Genomic DNA, 26222 nt, shown 5'->3' on the forward strand with positions numbered 1-26222 from the left:
TATTCTCTGTGCATTCACGATGATTAATTCAGCCAGAAGTTATACTTATGTCATTGTTTATCAAATCTGTTATTGGCGCGCTGATCGTATTGCTCATCAGCGTACTGGCGAAAAGTCGAAACTATTATATTGCTGGGCTGGTGCCGCTATTTCCCACATTCGCGCTGATCGCCCATTATATCGTTGGCGCCGAACGTGGACTGGAAGCGCTGCGCGCCACCATCCTGTTTGGCATCTGGTCCGTTGTTCCTTATCTGGTTTATCTCATCTCACTTTATTACTTTACCGCGTGGATGAAATTGCCACAGGCGCTGCTCGCGGCAGTCGTGTGTTGGAGTGTATCAGCGGCACTGCTGGTCAAAATCTGGACGTGGTATCAGGGGAATTAGGGGTTGGCAGAAGGGATGGCCCCTCTGCCATAGGCAGGGGATATCAGGCGAAGGCAAAGCCCTCATCTTCCCATCCCGTGATTCCCCCTATCATAATTTTTACCGGACGACCGAGTTGTGCCAGCTTTAATGCCGCCTGATCTGCGCCATTGCAGTGTGGTCCCGCGCAATAGACGACAAACCGTGTGTCAGCGGGCCACTCAGCCATACGCTCAGGTGTGATTTCACGATGCGGCAGATGAATCGCTCCCGGTATATGGCGCGCGCTAAAGTGCTTCGTCGACCCCACCACATGCAATAACACAAAGTCCTGCTGGGTGTCAGAGAGCGAACCCGCCACATCCGCACAGTCTGTTTCCACAGACAGACGCCGTGAAAAATGGGATTGGGCGATATCAGAAGCAGCAAAGGGATAGTCAGTCACGTAACTCATCGATTTTTCTCACTGATTGGAATGAGACTCGACTATAAAACGGATACATAAAGGCTGGCAGATGGCATTATTGCCATATATCGTCAATATCATGACAAGTTATTGAGGTGAGGAAATCGATGTTCAATCCGCTTGTTGTCGTACTCGCTTATGATGGCTTGTGTACCTTCGAATTTGGTATCGCTGTTGAAGTCTTCGGCCTTCCTCGCCCCGAAATGGGGGAAAATTGGTATCAGTTTGCCGTTGCGGGTTTAGACAGTGGCGCGATGCGGGCAACGGGTGGCATCCATGTGGTTGCCGATGGTGGCCTTGAGCTGTTGACACAGGCAGGGACGATTATCATTCCCGGCTGGAAAGGCAGTGATGTGCCTATCCCCGCCCATCTGGTCGATGCATTACGTCAAGCACATCAGCAGGGTGCCAGACTGCTCTCTATCTGTTCTGGCGTTTTTGTCCTCGCGGCGACAGGCCTGCTTTCCGGGCGACGCGCCACGACGCATTGGCGCTACAGCGACACGTTAAAAATGCAATATCCTGATATCAACGTCGAACCAGACGTTCTTTATATTGATGAGGGAACCATGCTTACGTCAGCCGGGAGTGCTGCGGGTATCGATCTGGGGCTGCATCTCATCCGTCGGGATTACGGCAGCAAAGCGGCCAATCAAGTGGCTCGCCGATTGGTAGTCGCACCGCATCGCGATGGTGGGCAAGCACAGTATATTGAAAAAGCGGTACCGGTAGACTACGAACGCTCACGCCTCGGGCCGCTTATCGATCATGTCCGCGCCAACCTCGCGGAAGAGTATTCCGTTACGAAACTGGCAGCAATTTCCTGTATGAGCCCACGCACGTTCCTTCGCCGTTTTTCTGCCGCTACGGGTACGACGCCAGCGCGCTGGTTACTGGCAGAACGGCTGAATACCGCACGCGATTTACTGGAAAACACGCGCTTATCGATCGAGAAAATCGCCGAAACGGTAGGATTCGGTACCGCAGCCTCGTTACGCCACCATTTTCGCCAGCAGCTACAGCTCACGCCCTCAACTTATCGGTTGCGCTTCGGGCAGAAAACCCATGATATTCCAGAGAATTTTGCTGCGAAAAGAGGATAAAATCATATCGACGAGGCGTGAGATACAGTAAAAGCGAGCACAATATGAAAAGTCGAGTGTTACTCATGAAGACAACGAATGTCATTGAGGCCTGATGGGCCTGTAAAACGATACAGGCCATCGAGGAGAAAAAATTATTTTTATTATACTATTGATAAATATCGCTTAATTAGCATTCCCTGATGTTAGCCAATCATCACGCCTATCCTGAGCGGTGTTTGTTTCTCTTGTTTTATGCTCTTAAAATCGTCGTAAGATTGTATGTTTTTCACTCACCCATAACAATTAGACTTAGGTACAGGTGTAGGTATATACTTTTCCGTTACACGGATGTTGATTCTTCAGACTGAGGTCATGAGATGTCGCCATTATTCACCGATAGTGAAATAATAAGCAGGGTAATAAAAAAACACTTCAATAAAAATTTGGATCATTATGATGGAATAAAGTTCTCATTTATGGTTCTCAATAAGAAAAACCCTTCTCAGATGATCATCATTTCCAGTTATCCCGATGAATGGGTTGACCTCTATAAGGAGAACAAATACCAGCACATTGATCCTGTGGTTCTTGCTTCATTCAATAAAATATCGCCCTTCTCTTGGGATAAAAGCCTAGTTATTAACACGCGACTACAGCTTGCCAAGATATTCGATCTCTCTAAAAAATATAATATTATCAACGGATATACTTTTGTACTTCACGATCATGGCGACAATCTGGCCATGTTATCGATTATTGTGGATAGCTCATATCCAGATGATGTTGACGTATTCATTGAAGAAAAAAAAGACACCTTTCAGATGCTATTAATTGAGGCATATGAAAAAATCATCTCCCTTTGTATAGAGATGGTTGAAAGCAAAAAAAAACCAGATAATAAAGAGATATTCTCTCAGCGAGAAAATGAAATTCTTTACTGGGCCAGTATGGGTAAAACCTATCTGGAAGTGGCTATTATTCTCGGTATCAAAACCAGCACGGTAAAATTCCATATTGGCAACGTTGTGAAAAAACTTGGGGTTCTTAACGCCAAGCATGCCATCAGGCTCGGCGTTGAGTTACAGCTTATCAAGCCAGTGAAATAGCACCCGGAACTCGCAGAGGCCACTGCTTCAATTCATTGCTCATGAATGTCCCACTGCGGTTAATACGACGAGCCAACGCTTCCTGATTCTCATCATCAACGGGAAGGAAAACTAAATACACTCTTTCTTCCTTTTCTGACAAACCTTGTTCAACCACGCGAATTCCCCAGCCAGATCGTTTTAATATCGTCAGCATAGGGTGACTCACTATTGTATATATTCCATCATAACCTTTATCCTTTGAATAATTAATCATAGAAAGAAACAACATCGAACTAATTGGATATTCATTACCGAGAATATCTTTCGCTCGTGATTTATCGACAAAGAACCGACTCGATTCAAGATAATTTCCATCAGGAATATTAATCTCCTTAAAATAAGGGAAAAATGTTCCAGTAATCATATTAGGGTATTTTGTTTCAATAAACCTCAAACTACAGATAACGATGTTATCTTTTATGCCAAAAAGATAAGTCGTGTTATTATTATCATACTGATCAAATTCCATTCCATCAGTACATTGCACGGCCCAATCCAGTCGATCTTTAAACGTCTCCTTTCTGAGGGTAAATAGCTCTTCTGATTTCTTTTCTGACAACAAGGTGTGATTTACATCAAATATCTCTAACATTTTTCCTCCATTGAAAAGTTAATACATAATCTCAAAAAACGATACGCCATCCCACCAATCCTTCGCTTTCAGATTATTATCTTGGCTGATTATTTATAGGTATTCTGTCGCTTTCCTCGGCGGTTGTACAGATGCAACCTGCATTGTCAGCAAGAGTTCACACATGAAAAAATACAGCGAGAAGAACAAATCTAAACATATGATAAACGGATAAAAAAAATCCGGAAGCGCGAGACGATTCCGGATTTTTATATTACTCAATCTGTGCGTTATTTCTCTGTTTTATCCTGCAGTTGCCCCACCTGCGGCAGACCCGTGCTGGCGGAGGAAGAGAGCAAGCCTGTTGCAGCATAGTTAAACAGTTTTTCACGCGTGTCGGTGATATCCAGATTGCGCATGGTCAGTTGGCCGATACGGTCATCTGGCGAGAAGACCGAGTCGCCTTTCTCCATGGTCAGACGTTCTGGTTTATAGGTCAGATTATCAGATACGGTGTTCATGATGGAGTAATCATTGCCACGACGCAGTTCAAGCGTCACTTCGCCGGTGATGGCGCTGGCGATCCAACGCTGAGAAGCATCACGCAGCATCAGTGCCTGAGAATCGAACCAGCGTCCCTGGTACAGGAAACGACCCAGTTGACGGCCATTAGCGTGGTATTGCTCGATGGTGTCTTCGTTGTGGATACCGGTAACCAGACGCTCATAGGCAATGTGCAGCAGTGCCATTCCCGGCGCTTCATAGATGCCGCGGCTTTTCGCTTCAATGATACGGTTTTCGATCTGATCGCTCATGCCCAGGCCGTGACGACCACCGATGCGATTCGCTTCCAGCATCAGTTCAACATCATCGGCAAAGGTCTTGCCGTTCAGCGCCACTGGGTGACCGCGTTCAAAACGAATGGTCACTTCTTCTGCCGGCACGTTGACGTTCTCGTCCCAGAACTTCACGCCCATAATCGGGTTAACGATTTTGACGCTGGAATTAAGGAATTCCAGATCCTTCGCTTCATGCGTCGCACCCAGAATGTTGGAATCGGTGGAATAGGCTTTCTCGGCCGACATTTTATAGCCGAACCCTGCCTGTGACATAAACTCGGACATCTCCTGACGGCCGCCCAGCTCATCAATGAAATCGGTATCCAGCCACGGCTTGTAAATCTTCAGTTCAGCATTGGTCAGAAGGCCGTAACGATAGAAACGTTCGATGTCGTTGCCTTTATAGGTGCTGCCGTCGCCCCAGATGTTTACGCCGTCTTCTTTCATTGCAGCAACCAGCATCGTACCGGTAACCGCACGGCCCAGCGGCGTGGTGTTGAAATAGGTCACGCCCGCTGTCGTATTGTGGAATGCGCCACACTGAATCGCAGCGATACCTTCAGCAACCAGTTGCTTACGGCAATCGATCAGGCGAGCATTTTCTGCGCCGTATTCCATAGCCCGACGTGGGATTTCCTCGTAGTCATCCTCGTCTGGCTGTCCCAGGTTCGCGGTATACGCATAAGGAACCGCGCCTTTTTGACGCATCCAAAGCAGCGCAGCACTGGTATCCAGACCACCCGAGAACGCAATACCAATACGCTGACCAACCGGAAGATGCTTGAGAATCGTTGTCATATATATAATCCCTGCTCGAAAGATCTCTGGATATAAGCTGAGTCGCCCACACCATTATGTTACGCCATACACTCATGAGCGCTCAGGCCCTGTGCACATCCTGCATCAAACAGGCCGGTCGATGACCAACATCGACACACTCACAAATGCATATTTATGCAAAATAAGTGAGTGATAATTTAAACATCTTTTTGGCGGGACAGGAAGAGAAGAGTCATACTTTCATGCAAAAAAATTCGTGGCCAATTCACGACCAAGTTAGCAAGTATAGCGCTATCTTCTCTTCAAGCTAAGCAGCAAAAATCGTTTACGCGACCCACCCGACATTAATAAAACATCGTTTCATTTTTGCGATATTTCTTTGCTATTCTCTTGCGGTTAACACCTTCCCTTGCATATTGCTGGAGATGCTATGTCTAAGAAAGTCGCCGTTCTGCTGGCTCCTGGGTTTGAAGAAGCAGAAGCGATTATGGTGATTGATGTACTGCACCGTATGAAGATAGAAGTCACCATGCTGTCATGCTATGACAGACTGGAGCTACACAGTTATCACAATATTCGCATGTTTGCCGATGCTCTGCTGGAAAGAAACCAGGACACGCTGTTTGATGCCGTAGTCATTCCTGGCGGCCCACAGGGAACGGTAAATCTGGCCGCAAACCCGATGGTCGTCGAGTTTATCCGTCGCCACGACGATGCGGGAAAACTGATTTGCCCACTGTGCTCCGCCGCCGCCCGCGTGCTGGGTGGTAACAAACTGCTGAAAGGCCGCCGCTACGTTTGCTCTGGGAATTTATGGCAGGACGTGACCGATGGCGTTTATGTTGACGAGAAAGTCGTGGAAGACGGCAATCTGATCAGTGGCAAGGGGCTGGGGGTCACATTCGACTTTGCCTTTACCCTCGCCAGCCGTCTGACCGGTGACAAAGAAAACGCCAACTTCCAGGTTGAGCACATCGATTACGATTATTGGCGCGTGCCAGCGTAACCGTTCACCAACCTAATGATAAGGCGCGCACCGTCGCGCCTTCCTGCGTGACCTTCTTTTATGAACTAATGCCGATCGTTTAAGAATCGAGATACCGAGGGCTACCACGGTGCGAGGTATCCCTGCGGGAACCTCATCACCGTGTTTCCCCCTAAATCCACGCTTAAGTGAACAACATGACTTTTATTAATAGTCTCAATAACCTTCTCCATAACGCTCGCGGTACTCTTTCGGCGTGATGTCATACCCTTTCTTAAAGACGGCATAGAAATAGGGCAGCGAAGGATAGCCGCACATCAACGAGATCTCACCAATCGAGAGCGAGGTCGATATCAGCAAGTTACGCGCTCGATCCAGCTTCTCCTCATGAATCATGCCGTGAATGGTCTGGCCGACTTCTTCTTTGAAGCGTTTTTCCAGATTAGAGCGGGAAATCCCCACCGCATCCAGCACTTGCTCGACCTTAATCCCTTTGCAGGCGTGATAGCGGATAAAGTGCATAGCCTGAATGACGGCAGGATCGTGCACAGAGCGATAATCCGTTGAGCGACGTTCAACCACCCGAACTGGCGGCACCAAAATACGCTGTAGCGGTACATCAGACTGATTCAACAACAGCTGGTGCAGCAGTTTCGCTGCGCGATACCCCATTTGGCGCGTGCCCTGCGCTACCGACGAGAGCGCAACGCGTGAAAGGTAGCGAATCAGATCTTCGTTATCGATCCCAATGACGCACAGCTTTTCCGGTACGGCAATATTCAGGTGTTCGCAGACTTGCAGCAGATGGCGCGCACGGGAATCCGTCACTGCGATAATCCCCGTCTGCGGCGGTAACCCCTGCACCCAGTCAGCCAGCCGATTTTGCGCGTATCGCCAGTTATCCGGCGAGGTTTCCATTCCCTGATACACCACGCCCTGATACTTTTCTGCCGCAACCAACTGCCGGAAAGCGTGCTCCCGTTCCTGCGCCCAGCCTTTCCCGCCGGATGCCGGCAGGCCATAAAACGCAAAGCGGTTGAGCCCTTTCTCTTTGAGGTGCATAAACGCGCTTTCTACCAATGCATAATTATCTGTCGCGATATAATGCACCGATGGGTAATCCTCCGGTTGATGGTAGGAACCGCCCACCCCCACCAGCGGCACGTTCACATCCTGTAGTAGCCGCTTGATTTCGCCATCGTCAAAATCGGCAATCACGCCGTCACCCAGCCACTCTTTGATGTTATCAATGCGGCAACGGAAATCCTCTTCGATGAAGATGTCCCAGTCGCACTGGGAAGCCTGTAAATACTCGCCAACGCCTTCAACCACCTGACGGTCATACACTTTATTGGCGTTGAACAGCAGCGTGATGCGATAGCGTTTTTCAAACATGGCAGTTGGCGCTCATTAATCGCAAGTTCCTTGATTGAATAAAGTCTTCCTCCTTGAATAACACAGCCTCCCAAGAGGCCAAAATAATTTGCTGATTATTGCGAGCCGCCGCGTATTTCCTTCGCAGACTCTGCATCACGTCATACGCGCCGCTTTGTTGCGGTATCCATCCACACCGCCAACAACAGGATTCCGCCTTTTACGACGTATTGCCAGAACGTCGGCACATCCAGCATGCTCATCCCGTTATCCAGCGACGCCATGATAAATGCCCCCATCACCGCCCCCGCGACGCTACCAATGCCGCCCGCCAGACTGGTGCCGCCAATCACACAGGCGGCAATCGCATCCAGCTCAGCAATATTCCCAGCGGATGGCGAACCCGCCCCCAGTCGTGAACTGAGAATCAGCCCAGCGACCGCCACCATCAAGCCGTTAATCGCGAACACCGCCATTTTGGTGCGTTCGACATTCACACCCGATAGGCGAGCAGCATCGATATTCCCGCCCACGGCATAGATACGGCGGCCAAACGCGGTTCGCGTCGCCAGAAAAATACCGCCCAGCATCAACAGTGTCAGCACCAGCACTGGCGTTGGCACACCGCGATAGTCATTCAGCAGATAAATCGCGCCCAGCACCACCAGTGCCGTAAATGTCTGACGGCCAATATCGCCTGCGGGTGGGTTTACCGGTAACCCTAATCGGGCACGACTGCTGCGCCGACGCCACTGCCAGGCAATAAACACCATTAGTCCGATGGCACCGAACATAAAACCGATACCGGCAGGTAGATAGCTCTGCCCAATCTGCGACATCGCTTCGCTGGTCGGAGAAACCGTCGTCCCATTGGTGATACCGATCAGAATGCCGCGAAAAGCCAGCATCCCCGCCAGCGTCACGATAAAAGAAGGGACTTTCCGATAGGCGACCCACCAGCCATTCCACGCGCCTAGCAATAATCCCAGCGCGAGCGTCACGACGATGGTCAACGGCAAGGGCCAGCCAAACCAGACATCAAAAATCGCCGCCGCACCGCCCAATAGCCCCATCATCGAACCGACCGACAGATCGATCTCGGCAGAGATAATGACAAACACCATGCCAACCGCCAGAATGCCGGTGATCGCCGTTTGCCTCAGCAGGTTGGAAAGATTACGCGCGCTGAGATACGCCCCGTCGGTCATGTAAGTGAAAAAAAGCATGATGGCGATGATGGCGGCAATCATCACGTAGACCTGAAGATTGATGTTTTTCAATCGTTGCAGCATCGAGGCAGAGCCAGCGATATGTTGTTGTTCAGACTGCGATGTTTTCAGCACGATGTTCACTCCTCAATGCAGCTTCCATAACCTGTTCCTGGGTTAAATCACGATTGATCAAATCCGCTTTGATCCGCCCCTGATGCATCACCAATACCCGATCGCTCAACCCCAGCACTTCGGGCAATTCAGAAGAAATGACAATGACGGCAATATGCTGTTTTACCAGCGCATTAATGAGCTTATAGATTTCGTATTTGGCACCGATATCAATGCCGCGTGTGGGCTCATCGAGAATCAGAATACGGGGGTTCAACAATAGGCATTTCGCCAGCACCGCTTTTTGCTGGTTGCCGCCGCTTAACCGGGCAATCGCCAGCTCTGGACTGGAGGTTTTCACTTTCAGGTTCGCGAGCGACTGCCGGATGATGTCCTGCTCACGGGCATCATCCAGCATGGAAAACGCCCCTGTGAATTGGTCGAGCGCCGCCAGCGTCATGTTCTGCGCCACGCTCATCACCGGGACGATGCCGTCCTTCTTACGATCCTCCGGTACCATCGCAATGCCTTGTGCCATCGCCTGTTGGCAATTGCTGATGGTCACCTTCTCGCCGTCAATAAAGATGTCGCCCTGCCAACGGCCGTGATAGGCACCAAACAGGCATTGCACCGTTTCCGTACGCCCTGACCCCACCAGCCCGGCAATGCCGAGAATTTCGCCTCGGTGTAGAGCAAACGAAACACCATCCACCCGACGAATATGGCGATTCACAGGGTGCCAGGCGGTCAGGTGTTCTACGCGCAGCACTTCTTCACCAATGACATGCGGTTCATTGGGATAAAGCTCCGTCAGTTCACGCCCCACCATCATGGCAATGATCTGGTCCTCACTCAGCTCGGCCGCCGGACGCATACCAATCGGCTTCCCGTCGCGAATCACACAAATCACATCGGAAATGGCTTTAACTTCGTTAAGTTTGTGCGAGATATAGATGCAGGCGATACCGTGATCGCGCAGATCCTGAATGATCTCCAGCAGGATTGCGGTTTCCCGCTCGGTCAATGAGGCCGTTGGCTCATCCAGCACCAGCAGGCGCACCTGTTTGTTCAGCGCTTTGGCGATTTCCACCAGTTGCTGCTGACCTAATCCCAGTTCACCCACTTTGGTATTCGGGTCGACAGCCAGCTTGACCTGCTCCAGCATACGCTGGCAGCGAAGGTACATATTGTCGTAATCCATCACGCCAAAACGCGTCCACTCGTTGCCCAAAAAGAGGTTCTCCAGCACCGTCATCTCTTTCACTAGCGCCAGTTCCTGATGAATGATCGCAATGCCCTTTTGTTCCGTATCGCGAATATGGTTTGCGCGTAGCTCATCACCGGAAAACACGATCTGCCCGTCATAGCTGCCATATGGGTAAATGCCACACAGCACCTTCATTAAGGTGGATTTCCCTGAGCCATTCTCGCCACACAGCGACAAGACCTGACCCGCGTCCAGCATCAGGCTAACGTTATCTACGGCTTTCACCGTGCCAAACGCCTTGGTGATGTTTTTCATTTCCAACAGATGCGGCATCATTGGCCTCCGTGATTCAGGTGTCTCAGGCCTCGCCTGCGACAGTGGCGAGCCACAACGTGATGTCGTGGCCCGTAAACTTCTTTCCTACATCCTGAAATCTATTGGCGGTGGAGTGCGTTAATACACATCCGCTTTTTTGTGGAAACCATCGGCAATAACGGTGGAATCGATATTGGATTTATCGACGGGAATCGGAGTCAGTAAGAAGGAAGGAATGTCTTTCAACCCATTGTTTAATTTAGCATTGGATTCTGGGGCTTTATCGGAGCCGAGCGCCACGGCGATATCTGCGGCGTCTTTCGCCAGCTTGCTGATCGGTTTATAGACCGTCATGGTTTGCGTACCTGCCACAATGCGTTTGATTGCTGCCAGATCGGCATCCTGACCGGAAATTGCAACTTTCCCTGCCAATCCCTGTGCGGCAAGCGCCTGAATCGCCCCGCCTGCCGTAGCATCGTTCGATGCCACAACCGCATCAATCTTATTGCTGTTCGCCGTTAGCGCATTTTCCATAATTTTCAGCGCATTTTCTGGTAGCCAGGCATCAACCCACTGATCGCCGACCACGTTTATTTTCCCACTCTCGATCAACGGCGTGAGCACTTTCATTTGACCCTGACGAAACAGCTTCGCATTATTATCGACCGGTGAGCCTCCCATTAAGAAATAGTTCCCGCCAGGTACCTTATCGACGAGATATTTCGCCTGTAGTTCTCCAACCTTCTCATTATCAAATGAAATATAAAAATCCACGTCCGCATTATTAATCATGCGGTCGTAAGCAAGCACTTTTATTCCCTCACGTTTTGCTTCCGCAATAACATTACCAAGTACTTGACCGTTATAAGGAATAATCACTAATACATCGACACCGCGATTGATCATGTTTTCTATTTGAGAAATTTGCGTCGCTTCATTGCCGTTTGCTGATTGAACAAAAACATCAGCACCCTGCTTTTTTGCTTGCTCAACAAAAAGATCGCGATCTTTCTGCCAGCGTTCGAGACGCAAGTCATCAATCGCCATACCTATTTTAACGTCCTTCGCGAATCCGGGCTGACAAGCAAGAATGAATACGGCACAAGCTGAGAGTAAAAAATGGTTAACTTTCATCATAGCGTACCTTTTTTATTTAAGATGCAGGATCTAAGACTCCAATCGCCAGCAAAGTATTGTCGCTAAACATTCCTCTATCAATTACAGATTTTTATCCTCCAATTATGTTTTTTGGTTTAATTTCCATTTTTTGATACGGGTCATATTTTATTGTCGAGTCACATTTTCATGTGGTTCCCTATTGCGAAACGTATTCAGAGTAAAACACCGTTATTTTTTGCGACGCAGCGCACATTTAATAATTCTCTGAATTTCAGTGTGAAATAACGTAATTGAGGAAATACTCATCCACTCCGAAAATTAATCACATTCCCGTCTCTTCCGTCTGGGTGGTTTCTAAGGAGTTAACGATGCAAACCTATTTTGAACAGATCGAAAAAGTCCGTTATGAAGGTAGCCAAAGCAACAATTCCTTCGCCTTTCGTCATTACAACCCCGACCAGGAAATACTTGGTAAACGTATGGCGGATCATTTGCGTTTTGCCGTCGCGTATTGGCACACGTTCTGCTGGAACGGCGCGGATATGTTCGGCGTCGGCTCTTTTGCTCGGCCGTGGCAGCAGTCAGGCGATGCGCTGGAGCTGGCAAAGCGCAAGGCGGATATCGCATTCGAATTTTTTCAAAAGCTCAGCGTGCCTTACTACTGCTTTCATGACGTCGATGTTGCGCCGGAAGGGAACTCACTGAAAGAGTATCTGCATAACTTTGCGGTCATTACCGATGTTCTGGCGGAAAAACAACAGGATAGCGGTGTAAAGCTGCTGTGGGGCACCGCCAACTGCTTCACCCATCCCCGCTACGGCGCAGGCGCAGCGACCAATCCTGACCCAGACGTCTTTGCTTGGGCCGCCACACAGGTGTTCACCGCCATGAACGCGACCCAAAAACTGGGTGGTGAAAACTATGTGCTGTGGGGCGGGCGTGAGGGATATGAAACCCTGCTCAATACCGACCTGCGTCAGGAACGTGAACAGATCGGCCGCTTCATGCAGATGGTCGTCGAGCATAAACACAAAATCGGCTTTCAGGGCACACTGCTCATCGAACCGAAGCCGCAGGAACCGACCAAACATCAGTACGATTATGATGTCGCCACCGTTTATGGCTTCCTGACGCAGTTTGGGCTGGAAAAAGAGATTAAAGTCAACGTGGAAGCCAACCACGCTACGCTGGCAGGCCATTCCTTCCATCATGAAATCGCCACCGCGGTCGCGCTGGGCATTTTCGGATCTGTCGATGCGAACCGCGGCGATCCGCAGCTCGGCTGGGACACCGATCAGTTCCCTAACAGCGTGGAAGAGAACGCGCTGATCATGTACGAAATTCTCAAAGCGGGTGGCTTCACAACGGGTGGCCTGAACTTTGATGCCAAAGTTCGCCGCCAGAGTACCGATCGCTATGACCTTTTCCATGCGCATATCGGCGCGATGGATACGATGGCACTCGCGCTCAAGGCTGCCGCCAGAATGATTGAAGATGATAAGCTCAATCAGCTAGTCGCTAAACGCTATGCGGGCTGGAACGGGGAACTGGGTCAGCAAATCCTGCAAGGTAAGGCCTCGCTGGAATCGCTTGCTCGGTATGCGGAAAGCCATCAACTGGCACCACAACACCAGAGTGGCCAGCAGGAATTGCTGGAAAATCTGGTCAACCGCCACCTATTTGGCTAAAACGGTACGCTCACCTCCTGCGACAGACTAAACCCTGTCTCAGAGGCTTATCAGGAGCCACTATGTATATCGGTATTGATCTGGGTACGTCCGGTGTGAAAGCCATCCTGCTGGATGAAGCAGGCAAGGTGGTTGCTAGCCATAGCGCCGCGCTGAGCATTTCCCGTCCGCATCCGCTCTGGTCGGAGCAAGCGCCTGAAGAGTGGTGGCAGGCAACCGATCAGGCATTACACGGGTTGGCGGCAGCACATAGCCTTCGTGCCGTGAAAGCGCTGGGGCTGACCGGGCAAATGCACGGGGCGACCTTGCTGGATGCACGCCAAAATGTGCTGCGACCCGCGATCCTCTGGAATGACGGACGCAGCGCAGCCCAATGCCGAACGCTGGAACAACAGGTACCCACATCGCGTCAGATTACCGGCAACCTGATGATGCCGGGCTTTACCGCGCCCAAACTGAAATGGGTGCAAGAAAACGAAAGCGAGATCTTCCGCCAAATCGATAAAGTTCTGCTACCGAAAGACTATCTCCGCTGGCGTCTGACAGGGGAATTTGCCAGCGATATGTCCGATGCGGCTGGAACGCTTTGGCTAGACGTTGCCAAACGAGACTGGAGCGATACTCTGCTGGAAGCCTGTTCGTTGAGCCGCAAGCATATGCCCACGCTTTATGAAGGCAGCCAGATTACAGGCTATCTGCGAGCTGACACCGCCAGCCGCTGGGGTATGGATCCCGTTCCCGTCGTGGCTGGCGGTGGGGATAACGCAGCAGGTGCGATTGGCGTCGGGCTGTATCAAACGGGTCAGGCGATGCTGTCTCTCGGCACATCCGGCGTTTACTTCGCCGTCAGCGATGGCTTTCTCAGCAATCCGCAGCATGCCGTCCACAGTTTCTGCCACGCGCTGCCGCATACCTGGCACCTGATGTCCGTGATGCTAAGCGCCGCATCCTGCCTCGACTGGATCGCCCGTCTGACGCACGCGGAGAGCGTTCCCGCGCTGCTGCAGGAAATCGCTTCGACACCCGTCGATGACACGATAACGCCAGTGTGGTTCTTGCCTTATCTTTCCGGCGAACGTACGCCGTACAACAATCCCGATGCCAAAGGCGCATTCTGGGGGCTCACCCACCAGCACGGACGCCCGGAACTGGCAAAAGCGGTATTGGAAGGTGTGGGGTTCGCGCTTGCCGACGGCATGGATGCACTGCATATGACGGGGCTCAAGCCCGATAGTATTACGCTGATTGGCGGCGGCGCACGCAGCGCCTACTGGCGGCAAATGCTGGCGGATATCAGTGGTCAAACGCTGGCGTACCGCACGGGAGGGGATGTCGGCCCTGCACTGGGCGCCGCGCGTCTGGCGCAAATTGCCATGCATCCGCATACGCCACTGGCAGAACTCTTGCCGCCGCTACAGTTGGAACAGATTCATCAACCGGATCCCCAGCGTCACGCCGACTATACCGAGCGGAGGCGTACATTTAAGACTCTCTACCAACAGCTTAAGCCGTTGATGTAAAAATTAATCCTTCTTCAACTTACCCAGCGGCGCACATCGATTTTCTGTAGCGCCATCGAAAGCAGCAGGCTGGCCGCCAGCGCGATGGCGAAAACAGAGAAGATATCGAGAACCGGATGAGCTGGCAGTATCACATCATGCGTACGCAGATAGTGAATGATCAACGCGTGGAAGCCGTAAATAGCCAGCGAATGGCGCGAAATGGTAGCAAAGCCCGGTAACATCCGCTGGCTAAAGTAGTGCTTAAACACCACTAGAAGGCTGACCGCAGCCAAAAATACCAGCGGGCCACAGTAGATGTAAAACGTCTGGGTGAATGTATCGTTCAATAATGTGTGGTGCTTCGTTCCCATCGCCACCAACGCGACACACGCAATAAAGAAGGGAATAGCGGCTAGCACGACTTTCTTTGGTACTTCCAGCATGCCCAGCGCACGCCCCAGCGCGGCGTACAGCACATAGTAAAACGTATCGCCGTAAATATAGAGATTCACGGGCAGTAATTTAAATCCTTCAAATTCCACTCGTCCCGTATTGGGGTTAGCGACAACGGCCAGCAAAATAATCAAGACGGCTACATATTTACCCGATACTGGCTTGATGGTAATAAGGGGAGAGAGCAAGTAAATCACGATAATCGCGTAGAAAAACCATAAGTGATAAAAGATCGGTTTTTGCAGCGCATGGTGCAATGAATTCAGGCCATTGATCGACGTGAGCGTCGCAATATAAATCAACGCGACCGTACTATAGAACAGCAGACATAAACCGATGCGCAGAAAATGCTTCTTCCCCGCGCAATCTTCACCAAAGAATAAATAGCCCGAGATCATGAAAAACAGCGGAACGCAGACGCGCGAGGCAGAATTCAGGATATTCGCCACATCCCAATGTCCATCGCCCGGCGTGCCGCCCGCGGTAATATAATACGTTGTGCTATGAATCAGAACGACCATCATGCAGGCCAGCGCCCGCAGATTATCAATCCAGCCGATCTTATCCGTCATGCACAACCTCTTGAAAGAAAAGCGCTATTCAAAATAGCGTAGCCGTTGTTAAGCGCTGGTACAATCGATTATTAACAACCAGCAACTATCAATGATCGGCTATCAACAATCGGGTAAATCTGAGTGATAAGGACGGATTAATACAGGCAAACCATATGGGTTAACGCCATGCGTACTCGCCAGAAAAGGCAAGAACAGCACGGCGTTCGTGAATCAGAACAGCCCCATCGGCTTATCAGAGTAGCTGACCAATAGGCACTTGGTTTGCTGGTAGTGTTCCAGCATCATTTTATGGTTTTCACGCCCGATACCGGACTGCTTGTAACCCCCAAATGCCGCATGCGCCGGATAGGCGTGATAACAGTTGGTCCAGACGCGTCCAGCCTGAATACCGCGCCCCATCCGGTAGGCGATATTGCCGTTACGGCTCCACACGCCAGCGCCCAAGCCGTATTCCGTATCGTTAGCGATCTCCAGTGCGTCATCCATCGTTTTGAAGGTCGTGACCGCCAGCACCGGTCCGAAAATCTCCTCCTGAAAGACGCGCATACTATTTTTACCGAACAAGATCGTCGGCTCCAGATAGTATCCTTCAGCCAGCCCGCCCGGCATCGCCTTGCGTTGGCCGCCCGTGAGCACGCGTGCGCCCTCTTTCTTACCGATATCAATGTAGTTAAGGATGGTGTCAAGCTGACCTGCGGACACCTGCGCGCCCATCATGGTTTTGCTATCCAGTGGGTTACCGATGCGGATCGCCTCAACGCGCTTGATTGCCCGTTCCATAAAGCGATCATAGATAGATTCCTGCACCAGCGCACGGCTAGGACAGGTGCAGACCTCTCCCTGATTGAAGGCAAACAGCGTGAAACCTTCGAGCACCTTGTCAAAGAAGCTGTCTTCCTTGTCCATCACATCGGCAAAAAAGATGTTCGGCGATTTGCCGCCCAGTTCCAGCGTTACCGGCGTCACGTTCTGCGCCGCATAGCTCATGATCTGCTGACCCACCTCGGTCGATCCGGTGAATGCCACTTTCGCAACGCGTTTCGATGTCGCCAGATATTCACCAATTTCGCTGCCCGACCCATTAACGACATTAATGACACCGGGCGGCAGCAGATCCTGAATCAGTTCCATCAAAATCAACACCGACATCGGCGTCAGTTTGGCGGGTTTCAGCACAATACAGTTACCGGCAGCCAGCGCGGGTGCCATCTTCCAACAGGCCATGAGCAGCGGGAAATTCCAAGGAATAATTTGTCCGACAACGCCGAGAGGCTCATGAAAATGATAGGCCACGGTATCGCCATCAATTTCGCTAATCCCCCCTTCTTGCGCGCGGATACAGGCAGCAAAATAGCGAAAGTGGTCAATCGCCAGCGGCACATCCGCCCCGCGGGTTTCGCGTATCGGTTTACCGTTATCCCAGGTTTCCACCTGCGCCAGCAGCTCAAGATTTTGCTCCATCCGGTCGGCGATTCGGTTAAGCACCAACGCGCGTTGTTGCACCGACAGGCCACCCCACTCCGCTTTTGCCTTGTGAGCGGCATCCAGTGCGTGGTCAATATCTCGCGTTGACGAACTGGCCACTTCACACAACGGCTGGCCAGTTACTGGCGTCAAATTGACAAAATACTGACCAGCGTCAGGTGGTACCCAGGCTCCGCCGATAAAATTGTCATAGCGTTTTTTCAGATTAAGAGAGTCATATTCGCCAGATTCAGATCGGCCTTCGAGATTATCGTGCGCCATTTCAGTCTCCTTTTCATTTCCGAGTGAGCGGCCAGGCCGCAGTGAAAAAAGAGGTAAACAGTAAGCCGTACATTAAGCCTATACGGGGTATGGGGTTAGCGACAGGATTCGGCCAGAGAAGAAGGCAACTCTTCGAGTTGACGCACAGTTTCTTGCGAGAAAAAGTCGCCTACCTTCAGGCGCGGTGAGATAATACTTTTAATTTCTAGGGTGACTAACATGCAGGTATTTCAGGTGGAAGGGGTTCATTTATCAACGGATGCCGCCCTTGAAGGCGCAACGCAACATTCAGTCTATCATCCCGATTCGCTGCATCAGCCGCAGTCTGACTGGCTGGCGGAAGAAGTGCCCGTTGCGTTGGTTTATAACGGCATATCGCATGTCGTCATGATGGCCTCACCGAAGGAACTGGAGCAGTTCGCACTCGGGTTTTCTTTATCTGAAGGCATTATTCAATCACCGGCAGATATCTACGGCATTGATGTACAGACCGCCTGTAACGGCATCGAAGTACAGATTGAGCTTTCGAGCCGACGCTTCGCTGGGCTAAAAGAACGCCGCCGGGCAATGGATGGTCGCACAGGCTGCGGCGTATGTGGCGTAGAACAGCTCGCAGAAATCGGCAAACCGATCGCACCGCTGCCCTTCACGCAGACATTTTCCCTTAGCAAACTTGAAAACGCGCTGCTGCGGTTGCGCGATGTGCAGAAGATCGGTCAGGTAACGGGTTGCACTCACGCCGCAAGCTGGGTCGCGCCAGACGGCACGCAGTCCGGGGGGAGTGAAGACGTCGGCCGCCATGTCGCACTGGATAAACTGCTGGGTACCCGAGCGAAACAGGGGTGGCAGCAAGGCGCAGCGCTGGTTTCCAGCCGGGCCAGCTATGAGATGGTCCAAAAATCCGCTATGTGCGGCGTGGAAATCCTGTTTGCTGCCTCAGCGGCCACCTCGCTGGCCGTAGAGGTCGCACAACGCTGCAACCTGACACTGGTCGGTTTTTGTCGGCCGGGACATGCGACTATCTACACGCATCCGCAGCGTCTTAGCGCGTAAGGGCAACCAACACACAGGCAGCTTGAAGTATGACGGGCATAGATTAATTTGTTTTTACATAGTGCAATAACGACATAAGCGTTTGTTATCATGAAGTAAAGCAATCTGACTCATGCCGACCGTTCGAGAATAATCATTTTCAATATCATTTAATTAACTATAATGAAGGTATTGCTTACGCGGTACTAACAACACAGTGCCGTAACATTTTTTACCATGGAGATGCTAAACATGAGTTATTCACTGCCATCGCTGCCTTACGCTTATGACGCACTGGAACCGCATTTCGACAAAGAAACAATGGAAATTCACCATTCCAAACACCATCAGGCTTACGTCAATAATGCTAACGCCGCGCTGGAATCTCTGCCTGAACTGGCTACATTATCTGCTGAAGAGCTGATTGCTCAACTGGACAAAGTTCCTGCGGAGAAAAGAACGGCACTGCGTAACAACGCGGGTGGTCACGTTAACCACAGCCTGTTCTGGAAAGGCCTGAAAGTCGGCACGACGCTGACTGGTGATCTGAAAGCCGCCATCGAGCGTGATTTCGGTAGCGTTGACGCGTTTAAAGAGAAATTTGAGCAAGCAGCAGCAACACGCTTTGGTTCTGGCTGGGCGTGGCTGGTACTGAAAGACGACGGCAAACTGGCCGTTGTGTCTACCGCAAACCAAGACAGCCCGCTGATGGGTGAAGCCGTTTCTGGCACATCTGGCTACCCAATCGTCGGTCTGGACGTATGGGAACACGCTTACTACCTGAAATATCAGAACCTTCGTCCAGCTTATGCTAAAGCATTCTGGAACGTGTTGAACTGGGACGAAGCTGCTGCGCGTTTCGCTAGCGCGAAAAAATAAAGCCGCTGAATGCCTGATACCATCAGGCCTCTTCTGCATTTGAATATAAACTGGAATAACAGTCTGTTATTCCAGTTTTTTATTATCCCTACCTCGATGCCGAGCAGCATGTACGTTGGCATTCCTCTCTCACTGGCGCATAAAGTTTCGGAGTAACGTGCCGATATCTATTGCAGGTTTTTATCATGTTATTGTGCAGGGATAAGCTTGGTAAGCGGTAATCCGAGATGCTAACACCGCTAAATACGTGTGCATCAGGATAGTGAATTCGACTCAATACGATATAGTGGTGGGATGTGATGACGATGAATTTTGATAATCTAAAAGTCGGTAAAAAATTAGGATTAGGTTTTTTCCTTATTCTGCTGATGACCATGGTGATTGCCGGTGCGGGCATTATGCATATTGGCTCGCTGAAAGACAGTATTGATAAAGTGAATTTAAGCAACAATATCAATGATGAAATTAACCAGGCTAAATATTACCGCGCATTATACGGCACCACCTATAATCCTGATGATATAAAAAAGAACGTTGAACACATTGCCAACGTCAGTAAACTCGCTGAAAAGGCAAAAGAATTTAACTGGTCAGAAAGTGATACCAAGAAAATAGCCAGTATCCCCACATTAATTTCCAGCTATCAGGAAAAACAAAATAATTATATTAATGCAGTGGGAAAAAAGGATGCCGTCAGAAAAAGCTGGAATATCTCAACAACAGAAAAACCGCTAGAACAGCTTAACGATCAATTAAAGACGGACAACAACAGTACTACTCTTCAATTATTACTTTCTGACCTGAACCAAAAACTGATTGCCGTTCGCTACCACGTTCGTGGCTTATTACTGTCTACCAATAAAGAATCCGAAGAAAAACTGACGGATGCCATCAACGCAGCACAAACGTCATTGACCTTCCTGTATCAAAGCCTGTCTGCCGAACAGCGTGAAACGCTGACACCCGTACTGACGATCATGAATACCTATGAAGAGCAGGTTTTGGCCTATATGCCAGCCTATCAAGAGGAAATGGCGCAGGCGGGGCAAATGCGGGTGGTTGCCGATCAGTTAAATACCGTTATCACCTCACTCCTCAGCGATCAGTTAGCGGCTTCACAGGCAGACATTCGTAGTGCCACGCTGCAAATGAGCATCGCAACACTGATTACGCTGCTGCTTGGTCTGCTGATTTCCTGGTTTATCTCACGTCAGATTACGACACCGCTTGGCAACACATTGAGCATGGCTGAAAAAATCGCAACAGGCGACCTCACCATGTCCATCAACACGACGCGTAAGGATGAGCTGGGTCAGTTGATGAGTGCAATGTCGAAAATGAATGACAACCTGCACAATATGATCGATGACATTCGCGTCGGCGTCAGCCAGATTTCTAACGCATCCAGCGAGATCGTCGCGGGTAATACGGACCTGTCATCACGTACCGAGCAACAGGCCGCTGCCGTTGAGCAAACTGCCGCCAGCATGGAGCAGCTCACCGCGACGGTTAAGCAAAACGCAGATAACGCACACCACGCTAACAAGCTGGCAATCAGCGCATCTCAAACCGCAAAACAAGGCGGCGAGCAGGTGAATAACGTGGTGCAAACCATGACGGCGATTGAGAGCAGTTCTAAGCGTATCGCGGAAATCACGTCCGTCATCAATAGCATCGCCTTCCAGACCAACATTCTGGCATTGAACGCTGCGGTGGAAGCCGCTCGCGCGGGTGAACAAGGCCGCGGTTTTGCCGTGGTCGCCAGCGAAGTCCGTAGCCTTGCACAGCGTAGTTCACAGGCCGCGAAGGAAATCGAAGGTTTGATCTCTGAATCAGTTAATCAGGTATCACGCGGGGCAGCGCTGGTCGGTAATGCCGGTAAAACGATGAATGATATCGTCATCTCTATCACGCAGGTGCATGACATCATGGGTGAAATTGCTACCGCATCGGATGAGCAAAGTCGCGGAATCAGCCAGGTTAGTCAGGCGATTGTTGAGATGGACAGCACCACGCAGCAGAACGCCGCACTGGTTCAACAATCCTCTGCTGCTGCCGATTCGTTGGAAGAGCAGGCGAGACTGCTGAAGCAGGCGGTTTCCGTCTTCCGTCTGGCAAGCACACCACACGATGACACTCCAGCGGGTATCGCGTTTGCCGACCAAACGCATCGTCTGCGCGCGCCGCGCTAATATCAACAACCGTACCAAAAACGACAAAGCCCCTGTTAAACAGGGGCTTCATCAACGAATCCATCACCAGCATCGGTCTGCGCAGAGAAGAAACCTCAGAACGGTTTCGGCGCGAAGCCTGTCATCTCTTTTAAACCCATCTCGCGCCCCAGTGCCGTCATCGGGTGCACCACCACCAAACCGCGAACGCTTTTCTTCAACGTCCCCATATCAGCTTGCTCTTTTTTAGTAATCGCACGTTTGAAAGGCAGGCTTGCCAGTTTCTGTGCTTCTTTGCTGAGCTTCTGTTCTCTCACGTTACGCAGGCGCTCGATTTCAGCCGTTAGCTTCTCGCAGGCCTCCAGATTGAGGGCGATTGCTTCAGCATCACCTTGTTCCAGCAGCGTGGTCTGCTTACGCGTCAGCTTATCCAGTTGGTCGCTAAGGCGTTTGATCTCTGCTTTTTCCTGCTCTTTCATAAAAGATAACCTATATAACGGGAGAATAATGCGGGGCACAGCATACACTATACGCTAAATAATTCGAGTTGCGTGAAGACGGGAACCGCATGACATGACGCAGTGACATAATATAGCGGAATGGGATTAAAACGCCTTTTTCAGACTGATTTGCGCAATCAATGTGGTCAGGGATAGCACCAGCGTGGAGCGCACCATCTGCTGATAACGCTGCCGTTGCATACTCACCAAAAGCGGATCGGCGGCGTCTGCCCCCGGCGGCAAAGCGGGTTCTGTAGGCAACGCCGCCACGCAGTGCAGCTCGCCGATAGGCCCCAGAATTTCATCATCGGTAAAACGGTAATGCCGCTCGTCATGTGCCAGCTCTTCGCCCAGTGCCATTAACAGTTCCGCATCTTCGTACTCTTTACGGCTGATCATTCCTAGGCCATAAATCAGTTTCAGGCGCACGGACAGGTCGCCCAGCGGGCCCGTTCCCGTCATCAGGGGTTCAACGGCATATTTCACCGCATAGTCATCTTTACGGAACACCTGCAACATCAGGATACTGACCGCTTCAGCCAGCAGCTCGACGGCGCAGAGCATAAATTCGCGCACGGTATTACCTGAGTTCAGCGCTTCCAGAACCCGGTTTTCAAACGCCTGTGTTTCTTCCATCGTCACTTCTCGACCCTTTAACCCCGCCCACAGCATCCCCATCTCGGCAGCATGCTTACCGGCAGGTGTGGCGACATCCTATCCCCGACGTCGCCCGTATACCTTACACTGTGTCGAAAAGACCACACCTGCCTGATGACGAGAGACGCCGATTACTGCATGGCGTTATACACATTCACTGCTTGCGCGACAACCTCGCTGTCAGCATCTAGGCCAGAAATCTGCACCAGCGCCGCCTGCGGCCCCTGAGTACGGATTAATTCAGCCAGTTCCAGCGCCTGCGGATCCTGTTCACTGCGATAATGCATCGCGGCAGCAATGCCGGTAATCAGGTTATCATGCGGCAACTGGTATTCCAGCGTGCCGAACAGCGGCTTGATCAAACGGTCGCCTGCACTCAGCTTGCGCAGCGGCTGACGGCCAACGCGCTCTACGTCATCGTGCAGATGCGGGTTTTCAAAGCGGCTGAGAATCTTGTTGATATAGGCAGCGTGTTTCTCCGCATCAAAACCGTAGCGTTTGATGAGTACCGCGCCGCTCTCTTCCATTGCGCCTTTGACCACGGCTCTGACTTTCGGGTCGAGAATCGCATCGCGGATCGTCTGGTGACGCGCCTGCTGGCCGAGGTAGGCCGTAATCGCATGACCCGTGTTCAGCGTGAAGAGCTTACGCTCGACAAATGCCATCAGGTTGTCGGTCAGTTCCATGCCGAGAATCGCTGGCGGCTCACCGCAGAACTGGGTTTTATCGACAATCCATTCGCTGAAGGTTTCTACCGTCACCGCCAGCACATCGTCGCTGCCGGCTTCGGAAGGGGGAACGATGCGATCCACGGCGGAATCCACGAATCCCACGTGCTCAACCACCCATTCCTGATGGCCTTCAGGCAGCAGTTTCAACACATGCTGTTTTAACTGGCTGGTGCCGCGCACCATATTTTCACAGGCAATAATGTTCAACGGCCGGGTATTGCCGTCGTTATGACGCTTAACCAGCCCCTGAGCGATAGTTCCGGCGATTTTTTCCAGAATCTGCGGCCCCACCGCGGTCGTCACCAGATCGGCCACGGCAATCAGCGCGACGGCATCCTGGCTGCCACTGTGAACGGCGCTCACGTTGCTCACGGTATCAACCTGCGTGTTATCGCCGACAATCCGCACCGTATAGCTGGTACGGCTGTTCAGGGCATCCAACAGCGGCTGATTGACGTCAGCGAATGTCAGTTCGACGTTGGCATCGGCCAACAATTTTCCAATAAACCCACGGCCAATATTACCCGCGCCAAAGTGTAATGCTTTCATGAGACATAACCTTAAAAAAACATAAAAAGAGGCCGCCCGCAGGCGGCCCTAGCCACATCAATTAGGCACTCTTTTTACCGGAGAGTAAGTCGAGCACATCCTGAACATCCTGGGTCTGTGCCAGACGTTCAATGACAGCATCATCATCTAGTGCGTTGGTCAGACTGGTGATGACCTGAATATGTTCGTTGTTGCGAGCGGCAATACCGATAACCAGACGCGCAACCTCATCTTCTTCATCGCCAAAGCGAACGCCTTCAGGATATTGGCAGAAGACAACGCCCGTTTTCAGCACGCGGTCTTTCGCTTCAATCGTACCGTGCGGCACAGCAATCGATTCGCCCAGATAGGTGGAGGTCAGCTTTTCACGTTCCAGCATCGCTTCAACATACGCAGGCTCGACATAGCCGCCTTTCACCAGTTGCTCACCGGCGAAACGGATTGCCTGCTCTTTGTCTGTCGCATGCTGATTCAGGAACACATTGCCTGCACCCAGTTGGAACAGGTTAGCCTGTGCGTCGGCGACAGCAGGTGCTAGCGTCGCGACGGCTTCAGACTTCACGGCACCCTGTGCTGCGGTAAGACGTGCCACTAGATCGCTATACAGACCGCTATCAAGGAAGTTAGTCAGCGAAATGTGCTGTGCCTGCGGCGCATGACGCATCGCACGTTCGGTCAAGTCGCGGTGCGTAATCACCAGATCGACATCGTCCGGCAAACTATTGATCGCGCTGTTAGTCACCGAAATGTTGGTCAGCCCAGCATCCTGAACTTTCTTGCGCAGCACACCCGCACCCATCGCGCTGGAACCCATACCGGCGTCACACGCTACGATGATTTTACGCACGGTGCTCATATCACCGCTGACACCGACATTAGTCGCCGTACCTTTAGAAGACGCTTTCATTTCCTGCATGCGGCGCGTTGCGTCGCTCAGGTCTTCTTCTTTTTGCTTGGTGCTTTTCAGCAGAATCGCCGACACGATGAAGGACACCGCGAAAGCCGCTGCAATAGCGGCAAGGTTAGCGAAGTAAGCGCCTTTTGGCGTCATCGCCAGCACCGCCAGAATGGAGCCCGGAGACGCAGGAGAAACCAAACCGCCACCCAGCACGCTCAGCGTAAACACGCCGGTCATCCCGCCCAGAATCACCGCGATAATCAGACGCGGATTCATCAGCACATAAGGGAAGTAGATTTCGTGAATCCCGCCCAGGAAGTGGATAATCGCCGCACCCGGTGCTGATTCTTTCGCGTTACCACGACCGAAGAACATGTACGCCATCAGCACGCCCATACCCGGGCCTGGATTCGCTTCGATCAGGAAGAAAATAGATTTGCCCGTTTCCGTCGCCTGCTGAATGCCCAGCGGTGAGAAGATACCGTGGTTAATGGCGTTGTTCAGGAACAGAATTTTCGCCGGTTCAACGAAGATAGACGTAAACGGCAGCAGGTTGTTCTGCACCATCAGGTTAACGCCGGAAGCCAGTACCTGAGAGAAGACTTCAACTAGCGGACCAATTGCCAAAAACGACAGGATTGCCAACAACATACCGATGATACCGGCAGAGAAGTTGTTGACCAGCATTTCAAAGCCGCTCTTGATTTTACCGTCGACCATGCGGTCAAAACGTTTGATCGCCCAGCCGCCCAACGGGCCCACAATCATGGCGCCGAGGAACATCGGGATATCGGTCCCGACGATCACACCCATCGTCGTAATCGCACCCACCACACCGCCACGCTCACCGAATACCAGACGTCCGCCGGTATAACCAATCAGCAATGGCAGCAAATAGGTAATCATCGGACCGACGAGCTTCGCCAATGTTGCATTGGGGAACCAGCCAGTAGGGATAAACAGCGCGGTAATAATACCCCAGGCGATAAATGCGCCAATATTGGGCATCACCATATTACTGAGGAAGCGACCAAAGTTTTGCACCTTGATCTTAATATCTGGTGAAAGCATAAAAACACACCCCTATTGAAACGCGCTGACAATAAGAGCGCGTGGTAATTATCGTGAGACGGCGTGGCAATAAAAACACCGATTACCACAAGAAGACGTCCGTCATTATTACTGTATGCAGCGCGGACTCTAACACGCTGTTTTCATACCGCAACTCCATAGCGGTAACGTGACAAAAATCACACAACCAC

General features: G+C 51.2%; 22 protein-coding genes. 9 read left to right on the forward strand and 13 right to left on the reverse strand.

Going from position 1 to position 26222, the window contains the following annotated elements; genetic code table 11:
- Window positions 1-47 precede the first annotated feature (47 nt).
- Entirely contained in the window at window positions 48-389 is a 342-nt protein-coding gene (locus IG609_RS19670; RefSeq protein ID WP_193399041.1) for a GlpM family protein, read from the forward strand.
- Window positions 390-432: 43 nt separating this feature from the next.
- Here the strand turns inward: IG609_RS19670 and IG609_RS19675 are convergent, their stop codons facing one another.
- Window positions 433-822, reverse strand: a complete 390-nt coding sequence (locus IG609_RS19675) for a rhodanese-like domain-containing protein (RefSeq protein WP_193399040.1) — start codon at window positions 820-822, stop codon at window positions 433-435.
- Window positions 823-941: 119 nt separating this feature from the next.
- Here IG609_RS19675 and ftrA point away from each other — a divergent pair, with 119 nt between their 5' ends.
- Both ftrA and IG609_RS19685 read left to right on the forward strand, forming a co-directional pair.
- Window positions 942-1937, forward strand: a complete 996-nt coding sequence (gene ftrA, locus IG609_RS19680; protein ID WP_193399039.1) for a transcriptional regulator FtrA — start codon at window positions 942-944, stop codon at window positions 1935-1937.
- A gap of 359 nt (window positions 1938-2296) precedes the next feature.
- On the forward strand, window positions 2297-3025 hold the full coding sequence (locus IG609_RS19685; RefSeq protein ID WP_193399038.1) for a LuxR family transcriptional regulator: 729 nt from the start codon (window positions 2297-2299) through the stop codon (window positions 3023-3025).
- On the opposite strand, the gene carI is transcribed toward IG609_RS19685, so the two are convergent.
- Window positions 3009-3659, reverse strand: coding sequence for an acyl-homoserine-lactone synthase CarI (gene carI, locus IG609_RS19690; RefSeq protein ID WP_193399037.1), 651 nt, complete (start codon window positions 3657-3659; stop codon window positions 3009-3011). The genes IG609_RS19685 and carI overlap by 17 nt on opposite strands.
- Window positions 3660-3928: 269 nt before the next feature.
- Window positions 3929-5275, reverse strand: a complete 1347-nt coding sequence (argG, locus tag IG609_RS19695; RefSeq protein WP_193399036.1) for an argininosuccinate synthase — start codon at window positions 5273-5275, stop codon at window positions 3929-3931.
- Between the two features lie 412 nt (window positions 5276-5687).
- Between argG and IG609_RS19700 the strand changes: the two genes are divergently transcribed.
- Window positions 5688-6263, forward strand: coding sequence for a DJ-1/PfpI family protein (locus IG609_RS19700; RefSeq protein ID WP_010284196.1), 576 nt, complete (start codon window positions 5688-5690; stop codon window positions 6261-6263).
- A 195-nt stretch (window positions 6264-6458) separates the two neighbouring features.
- On the opposite strand, the gene xylR is transcribed toward IG609_RS19700, so the two are convergent.
- The 4 genes from xylR to xylF form a co-directional block, all read right to left on the reverse strand.
- Window positions 6459-7637 carry a D-xylose utilization transcriptional activator XylR gene (xylR, locus tag IG609_RS19705; protein WP_102117053.1) on the reverse strand — a complete coding sequence of 393 codons (1179 nt, stop codon included), beginning with the start codon at window positions 7635-7637 and terminating at the stop codon, window positions 6459-6461.
- Between the two features lie 140 nt (window positions 7638-7777).
- Window positions 7778-8908 (reverse strand): xylose ABC transporter permease XylH, encoded by a 1131-nt coding sequence (gene xylH / locus IG609_RS19710; protein ID WP_226374113.1) that lies wholly within the window; start codon window positions 8906-8908, stop codon window positions 7778-7780.
- 28 nt (window positions 8909-8936) lie between these two features.
- Complete coding sequence (locus IG609_RS19715; RefSeq protein WP_193399059.1) at window positions 8937-10478, reverse strand: xylose ABC transporter ATP-binding protein; 1542 nt, start codon at window positions 10476-10478, stop codon at window positions 8937-8939.
- A gap of 120 nt (window positions 10479-10598) precedes the next feature.
- Window positions 10599-11594 carry a D-xylose ABC transporter substrate-binding protein gene (gene xylF, locus IG609_RS19720; RefSeq protein ID WP_193399058.1) on the reverse strand — a complete coding sequence of 332 codons (996 nt, stop codon included), beginning with the start codon at window positions 11592-11594 and terminating at the stop codon, window positions 10599-10601.
- A gap of 353 nt (window positions 11595-11947) precedes the next feature.
- Between xylF and xylA the strand changes: the two genes are divergently transcribed.
- Together xylA and xylB are read left to right on the forward strand one after the other, a co-directional pair.
- Window positions 11948-13267 (forward strand): xylose isomerase, encoded by a 1320-nt coding sequence (gene xylA, locus IG609_RS19725; RefSeq protein WP_193399035.1) that lies wholly within the window; start codon window positions 11948-11950, stop codon window positions 13265-13267.
- Window positions 13268-13329: 62 nt separating this feature from the next.
- The gene (xylB, locus tag IG609_RS19730; RefSeq protein WP_193399034.1) at window positions 13330-14787 is read left to right on the forward strand and encodes a xylulokinase; all 1458 of its coding nucleotides are present in this window, start codon (window positions 13330-13332) and stop codon (window positions 14785-14787) included.
- Window positions 14788-14801: 14 nt separating this feature from the next.
- Here the strand turns inward: xylB and IG609_RS19735 are convergent, their stop codons facing one another.
- Window positions 14802-15794 (reverse strand): acyltransferase, encoded by a 993-nt coding sequence (locus IG609_RS19735; protein ID WP_193399033.1) that lies wholly within the window; start codon window positions 15792-15794, stop codon window positions 14802-14804.
- Window positions 15795-16007: 213 nt separating this feature from the next.
- Complete coding sequence (gene exaC / locus IG609_RS19740) at window positions 16008-17543, reverse strand: acetaldehyde dehydrogenase ExaC (protein ID WP_193399032.1); 1536 nt, start codon at window positions 17541-17543, stop codon at window positions 16008-16010.
- Between the two features lie 219 nt (window positions 17544-17762).
- Here exaC and fdhD point away from each other — a divergent pair, with 219 nt between their 5' ends.
- The 3 genes from fdhD (at window position 17763) to IG609_RS19755 (ending at window position 21646) form a co-directional block, all read left to right on the forward strand.
- A complete protein-coding gene (fdhD, locus tag IG609_RS19745; protein ID WP_193399031.1) occupies window positions 17763-18596 on the forward strand; it encodes a formate dehydrogenase accessory sulfurtransferase FdhD in 834 nt (277 codons plus the stop codon).
- Window positions 18597-18827: 231 nt separating this feature from the next.
- Window positions 18828-19454: a superoxide dismutase [Mn] gene (gene sodA / locus IG609_RS19750; RefSeq protein ID WP_180784382.1), complete on the forward strand. Its 627-nt coding sequence runs from the start codon at window positions 18828-18830 to the stop codon at window positions 19452-19454.
- Window positions 19455-19753: 299 nt separating this feature from the next.
- Window positions 19754-21646, forward strand: a complete 1893-nt coding sequence (locus tag IG609_RS19755) for a methyl-accepting chemotaxis protein (protein ID WP_193399030.1) — start codon at window positions 19754-19756, stop codon at window positions 21644-21646.
- Window positions 21647-21741: 95 nt separating this feature from the next.
- Here IG609_RS19755 and IG609_RS19760 read toward each other — a convergent pair whose 3' ends face one another.
- From IG609_RS19760 to IG609_RS19775, 4 genes are all read right to left on the reverse strand, one after another.
- The gene (locus IG609_RS19760) at window positions 21742-22104 is read right to left on the reverse strand and encodes a YibL family ribosome-associated protein (RefSeq protein ID WP_193399029.1); all 363 of its coding nucleotides are present in this window, start codon (window positions 22102-22104) and stop codon (window positions 21742-21744) included.
- 126 nt (window positions 22105-22230) lie between these two features.
- Window positions 22231-22797 (reverse strand): MltR family transcriptional regulator, encoded by a 567-nt coding sequence (locus IG609_RS19765; RefSeq protein WP_193400383.1) that lies wholly within the window; start codon window positions 22795-22797, stop codon window positions 22231-22233.
- Window positions 22798-22913: 116 nt separating this feature from the next.
- Window positions 22914-24062 carry a mannitol-1-phosphate 5-dehydrogenase gene (locus IG609_RS19770; protein ID WP_193400315.1) on the reverse strand — a complete coding sequence of 383 codons (1149 nt, stop codon included), beginning with the start codon at window positions 24060-24062 and terminating at the stop codon, window positions 22914-22916.
- A 61-nt stretch (window positions 24063-24123) separates the two neighbouring features.
- On the reverse strand, window positions 24124-26031 hold the full coding sequence (locus tag IG609_RS19775; RefSeq protein WP_193400982.1) for a PTS mannitol transporter subunit IICBA: 1908 nt from the start codon (window positions 26029-26031) through the stop codon (window positions 24124-24126).
- Window positions 26032-26222 lie beyond the last annotated feature (191 nt).

This window comes from Pectobacterium quasiaquaticum (genome assembly GCF_014946775.2).
Classification (GTDB): domain Bacteria; phylum Pseudomonadota; class Gammaproteobacteria; order Enterobacterales; family Enterobacteriaceae; genus Pectobacterium; species Pectobacterium aquaticum.

Bases quoted from the DNA above. Each gene is read 5' to 3' on its own strand.
- IG609_RS19670 (WP_193399041.1), top strand. From the start codon at position 48: ATGTCATTGTTTATCAAATCTGTTATTGGCGCGCTGATCGTATTGCTC.
- IG609_RS19675 (WP_193399040.1), bottom strand. From the start codon at position 822: ATGAGTTACGTGACTGACTATCCCTTTGCTGCTTCTGATATCGCCCAA.
- ftrA (WP_193399039.1), top strand. From the start codon at position 942: ATGTTCAATCCGCTTGTTGTCGTACTCGCTTATGATGGCTTGTGTACC.
- IG609_RS19685 (WP_193399038.1), top strand. From the start codon at position 2,297: ATGTCGCCATTATTCACCGATAGTGAAATAATAAGCAGGGTAATAAAA.
- carI (WP_193399037.1), bottom strand. From the start codon at position 3,659: ATGTTAGAGATATTTGATGTAAATCACACCTTGTTGTCAGAAAAGAAA.
- argG (WP_193399036.1), bottom strand. From the start codon at position 5,275: ATGACAACGATTCTCAAGCATCTTCCGGTTGGTCAGCGTATTGGTATT.
- IG609_RS19700 (WP_010284196.1), top strand. From the start codon at position 5,688: ATGTCTAAGAAAGTCGCCGTTCTGCTGGCTCCTGGGTTTGAAGAAGCA.
- xylR (WP_102117053.1), bottom strand. From the start codon at position 7,637: ATGTTTGAAAAACGCTATCGCATCACGCTGCTGTTCAACGCCAATAAA.
- xylH (WP_226374113.1), bottom strand. From the start codon at position 8,908: ATGCTGCAACGATTGAAAAACATCAATCTTCAGGTCTACGTGATGATT.
- IG609_RS19715 (WP_193399059.1), bottom strand. From the start codon at position 10,478: ATGCCGCATCTGTTGGAAATGAAAAACATCACCAAGGCGTTTGGCACG.
- xylF (WP_193399058.1), bottom strand. From the start codon at position 11,594: ATGAAAGTTAACCATTTTTTACTCTCAGCTTGTGCCGTATTCATTCTT.
- xylA (WP_193399035.1), top strand. From the start codon at position 11,948: ATGCAAACCTATTTTGAACAGATCGAAAAAGTCCGTTATGAAGGTAGC.
- xylB (WP_193399034.1), top strand. From the start codon at position 13,330: ATGTATATCGGTATTGATCTGGGTACGTCCGGTGTGAAAGCCATCCTG.
- IG609_RS19735 (WP_193399033.1), bottom strand. From the start codon at position 15,794: ATGACGGATAAGATCGGCTGGATTGATAATCTGCGGGCGCTGGCCTGC.
- exaC (WP_193399032.1), bottom strand. From the start codon at position 17,543: ATGGCGCACGATAATCTCGAAGGCCGATCTGAATCTGGCGAATATGAC.
- fdhD (WP_193399031.1), top strand. From the start codon at position 17,763: ATGCAGGTATTTCAGGTGGAAGGGGTTCATTTATCAACGGATGCCGCC.
- sodA (WP_180784382.1), top strand. From the start codon at position 18,828: ATGAGTTATTCACTGCCATCGCTGCCTTACGCTTATGACGCACTGGAA.
- IG609_RS19755 (WP_193399030.1), top strand. From the start codon at position 19,754: ATGACGATGAATTTTGATAATCTAAAAGTCGGTAAAAAATTAGGATTA.
- IG609_RS19760 (WP_193399029.1), bottom strand. From the start codon at position 22,104: ATGAAAGAGCAGGAAAAAGCAGAGATCAAACGCCTTAGCGACCAACTG.
- IG609_RS19765 (WP_193400383.1), bottom strand. From the start codon at position 22,797: ATGCTGTGGGCGGGGTTAAAGGGTCGAGAAGTGACGATGGAAGAAACA.
- IG609_RS19770 (WP_193400315.1), bottom strand. From the start codon at position 24,062: ATGAAAGCATTACACTTTGGCGCGGGTAATATTGGCCGTGGGTTTATT.
- IG609_RS19775 (WP_193400982.1), bottom strand. From the start codon at position 26,031: ATGCTTTCACCAGATATTAAGATCAAGGTGCAAAACTTTGGTCGCTTC.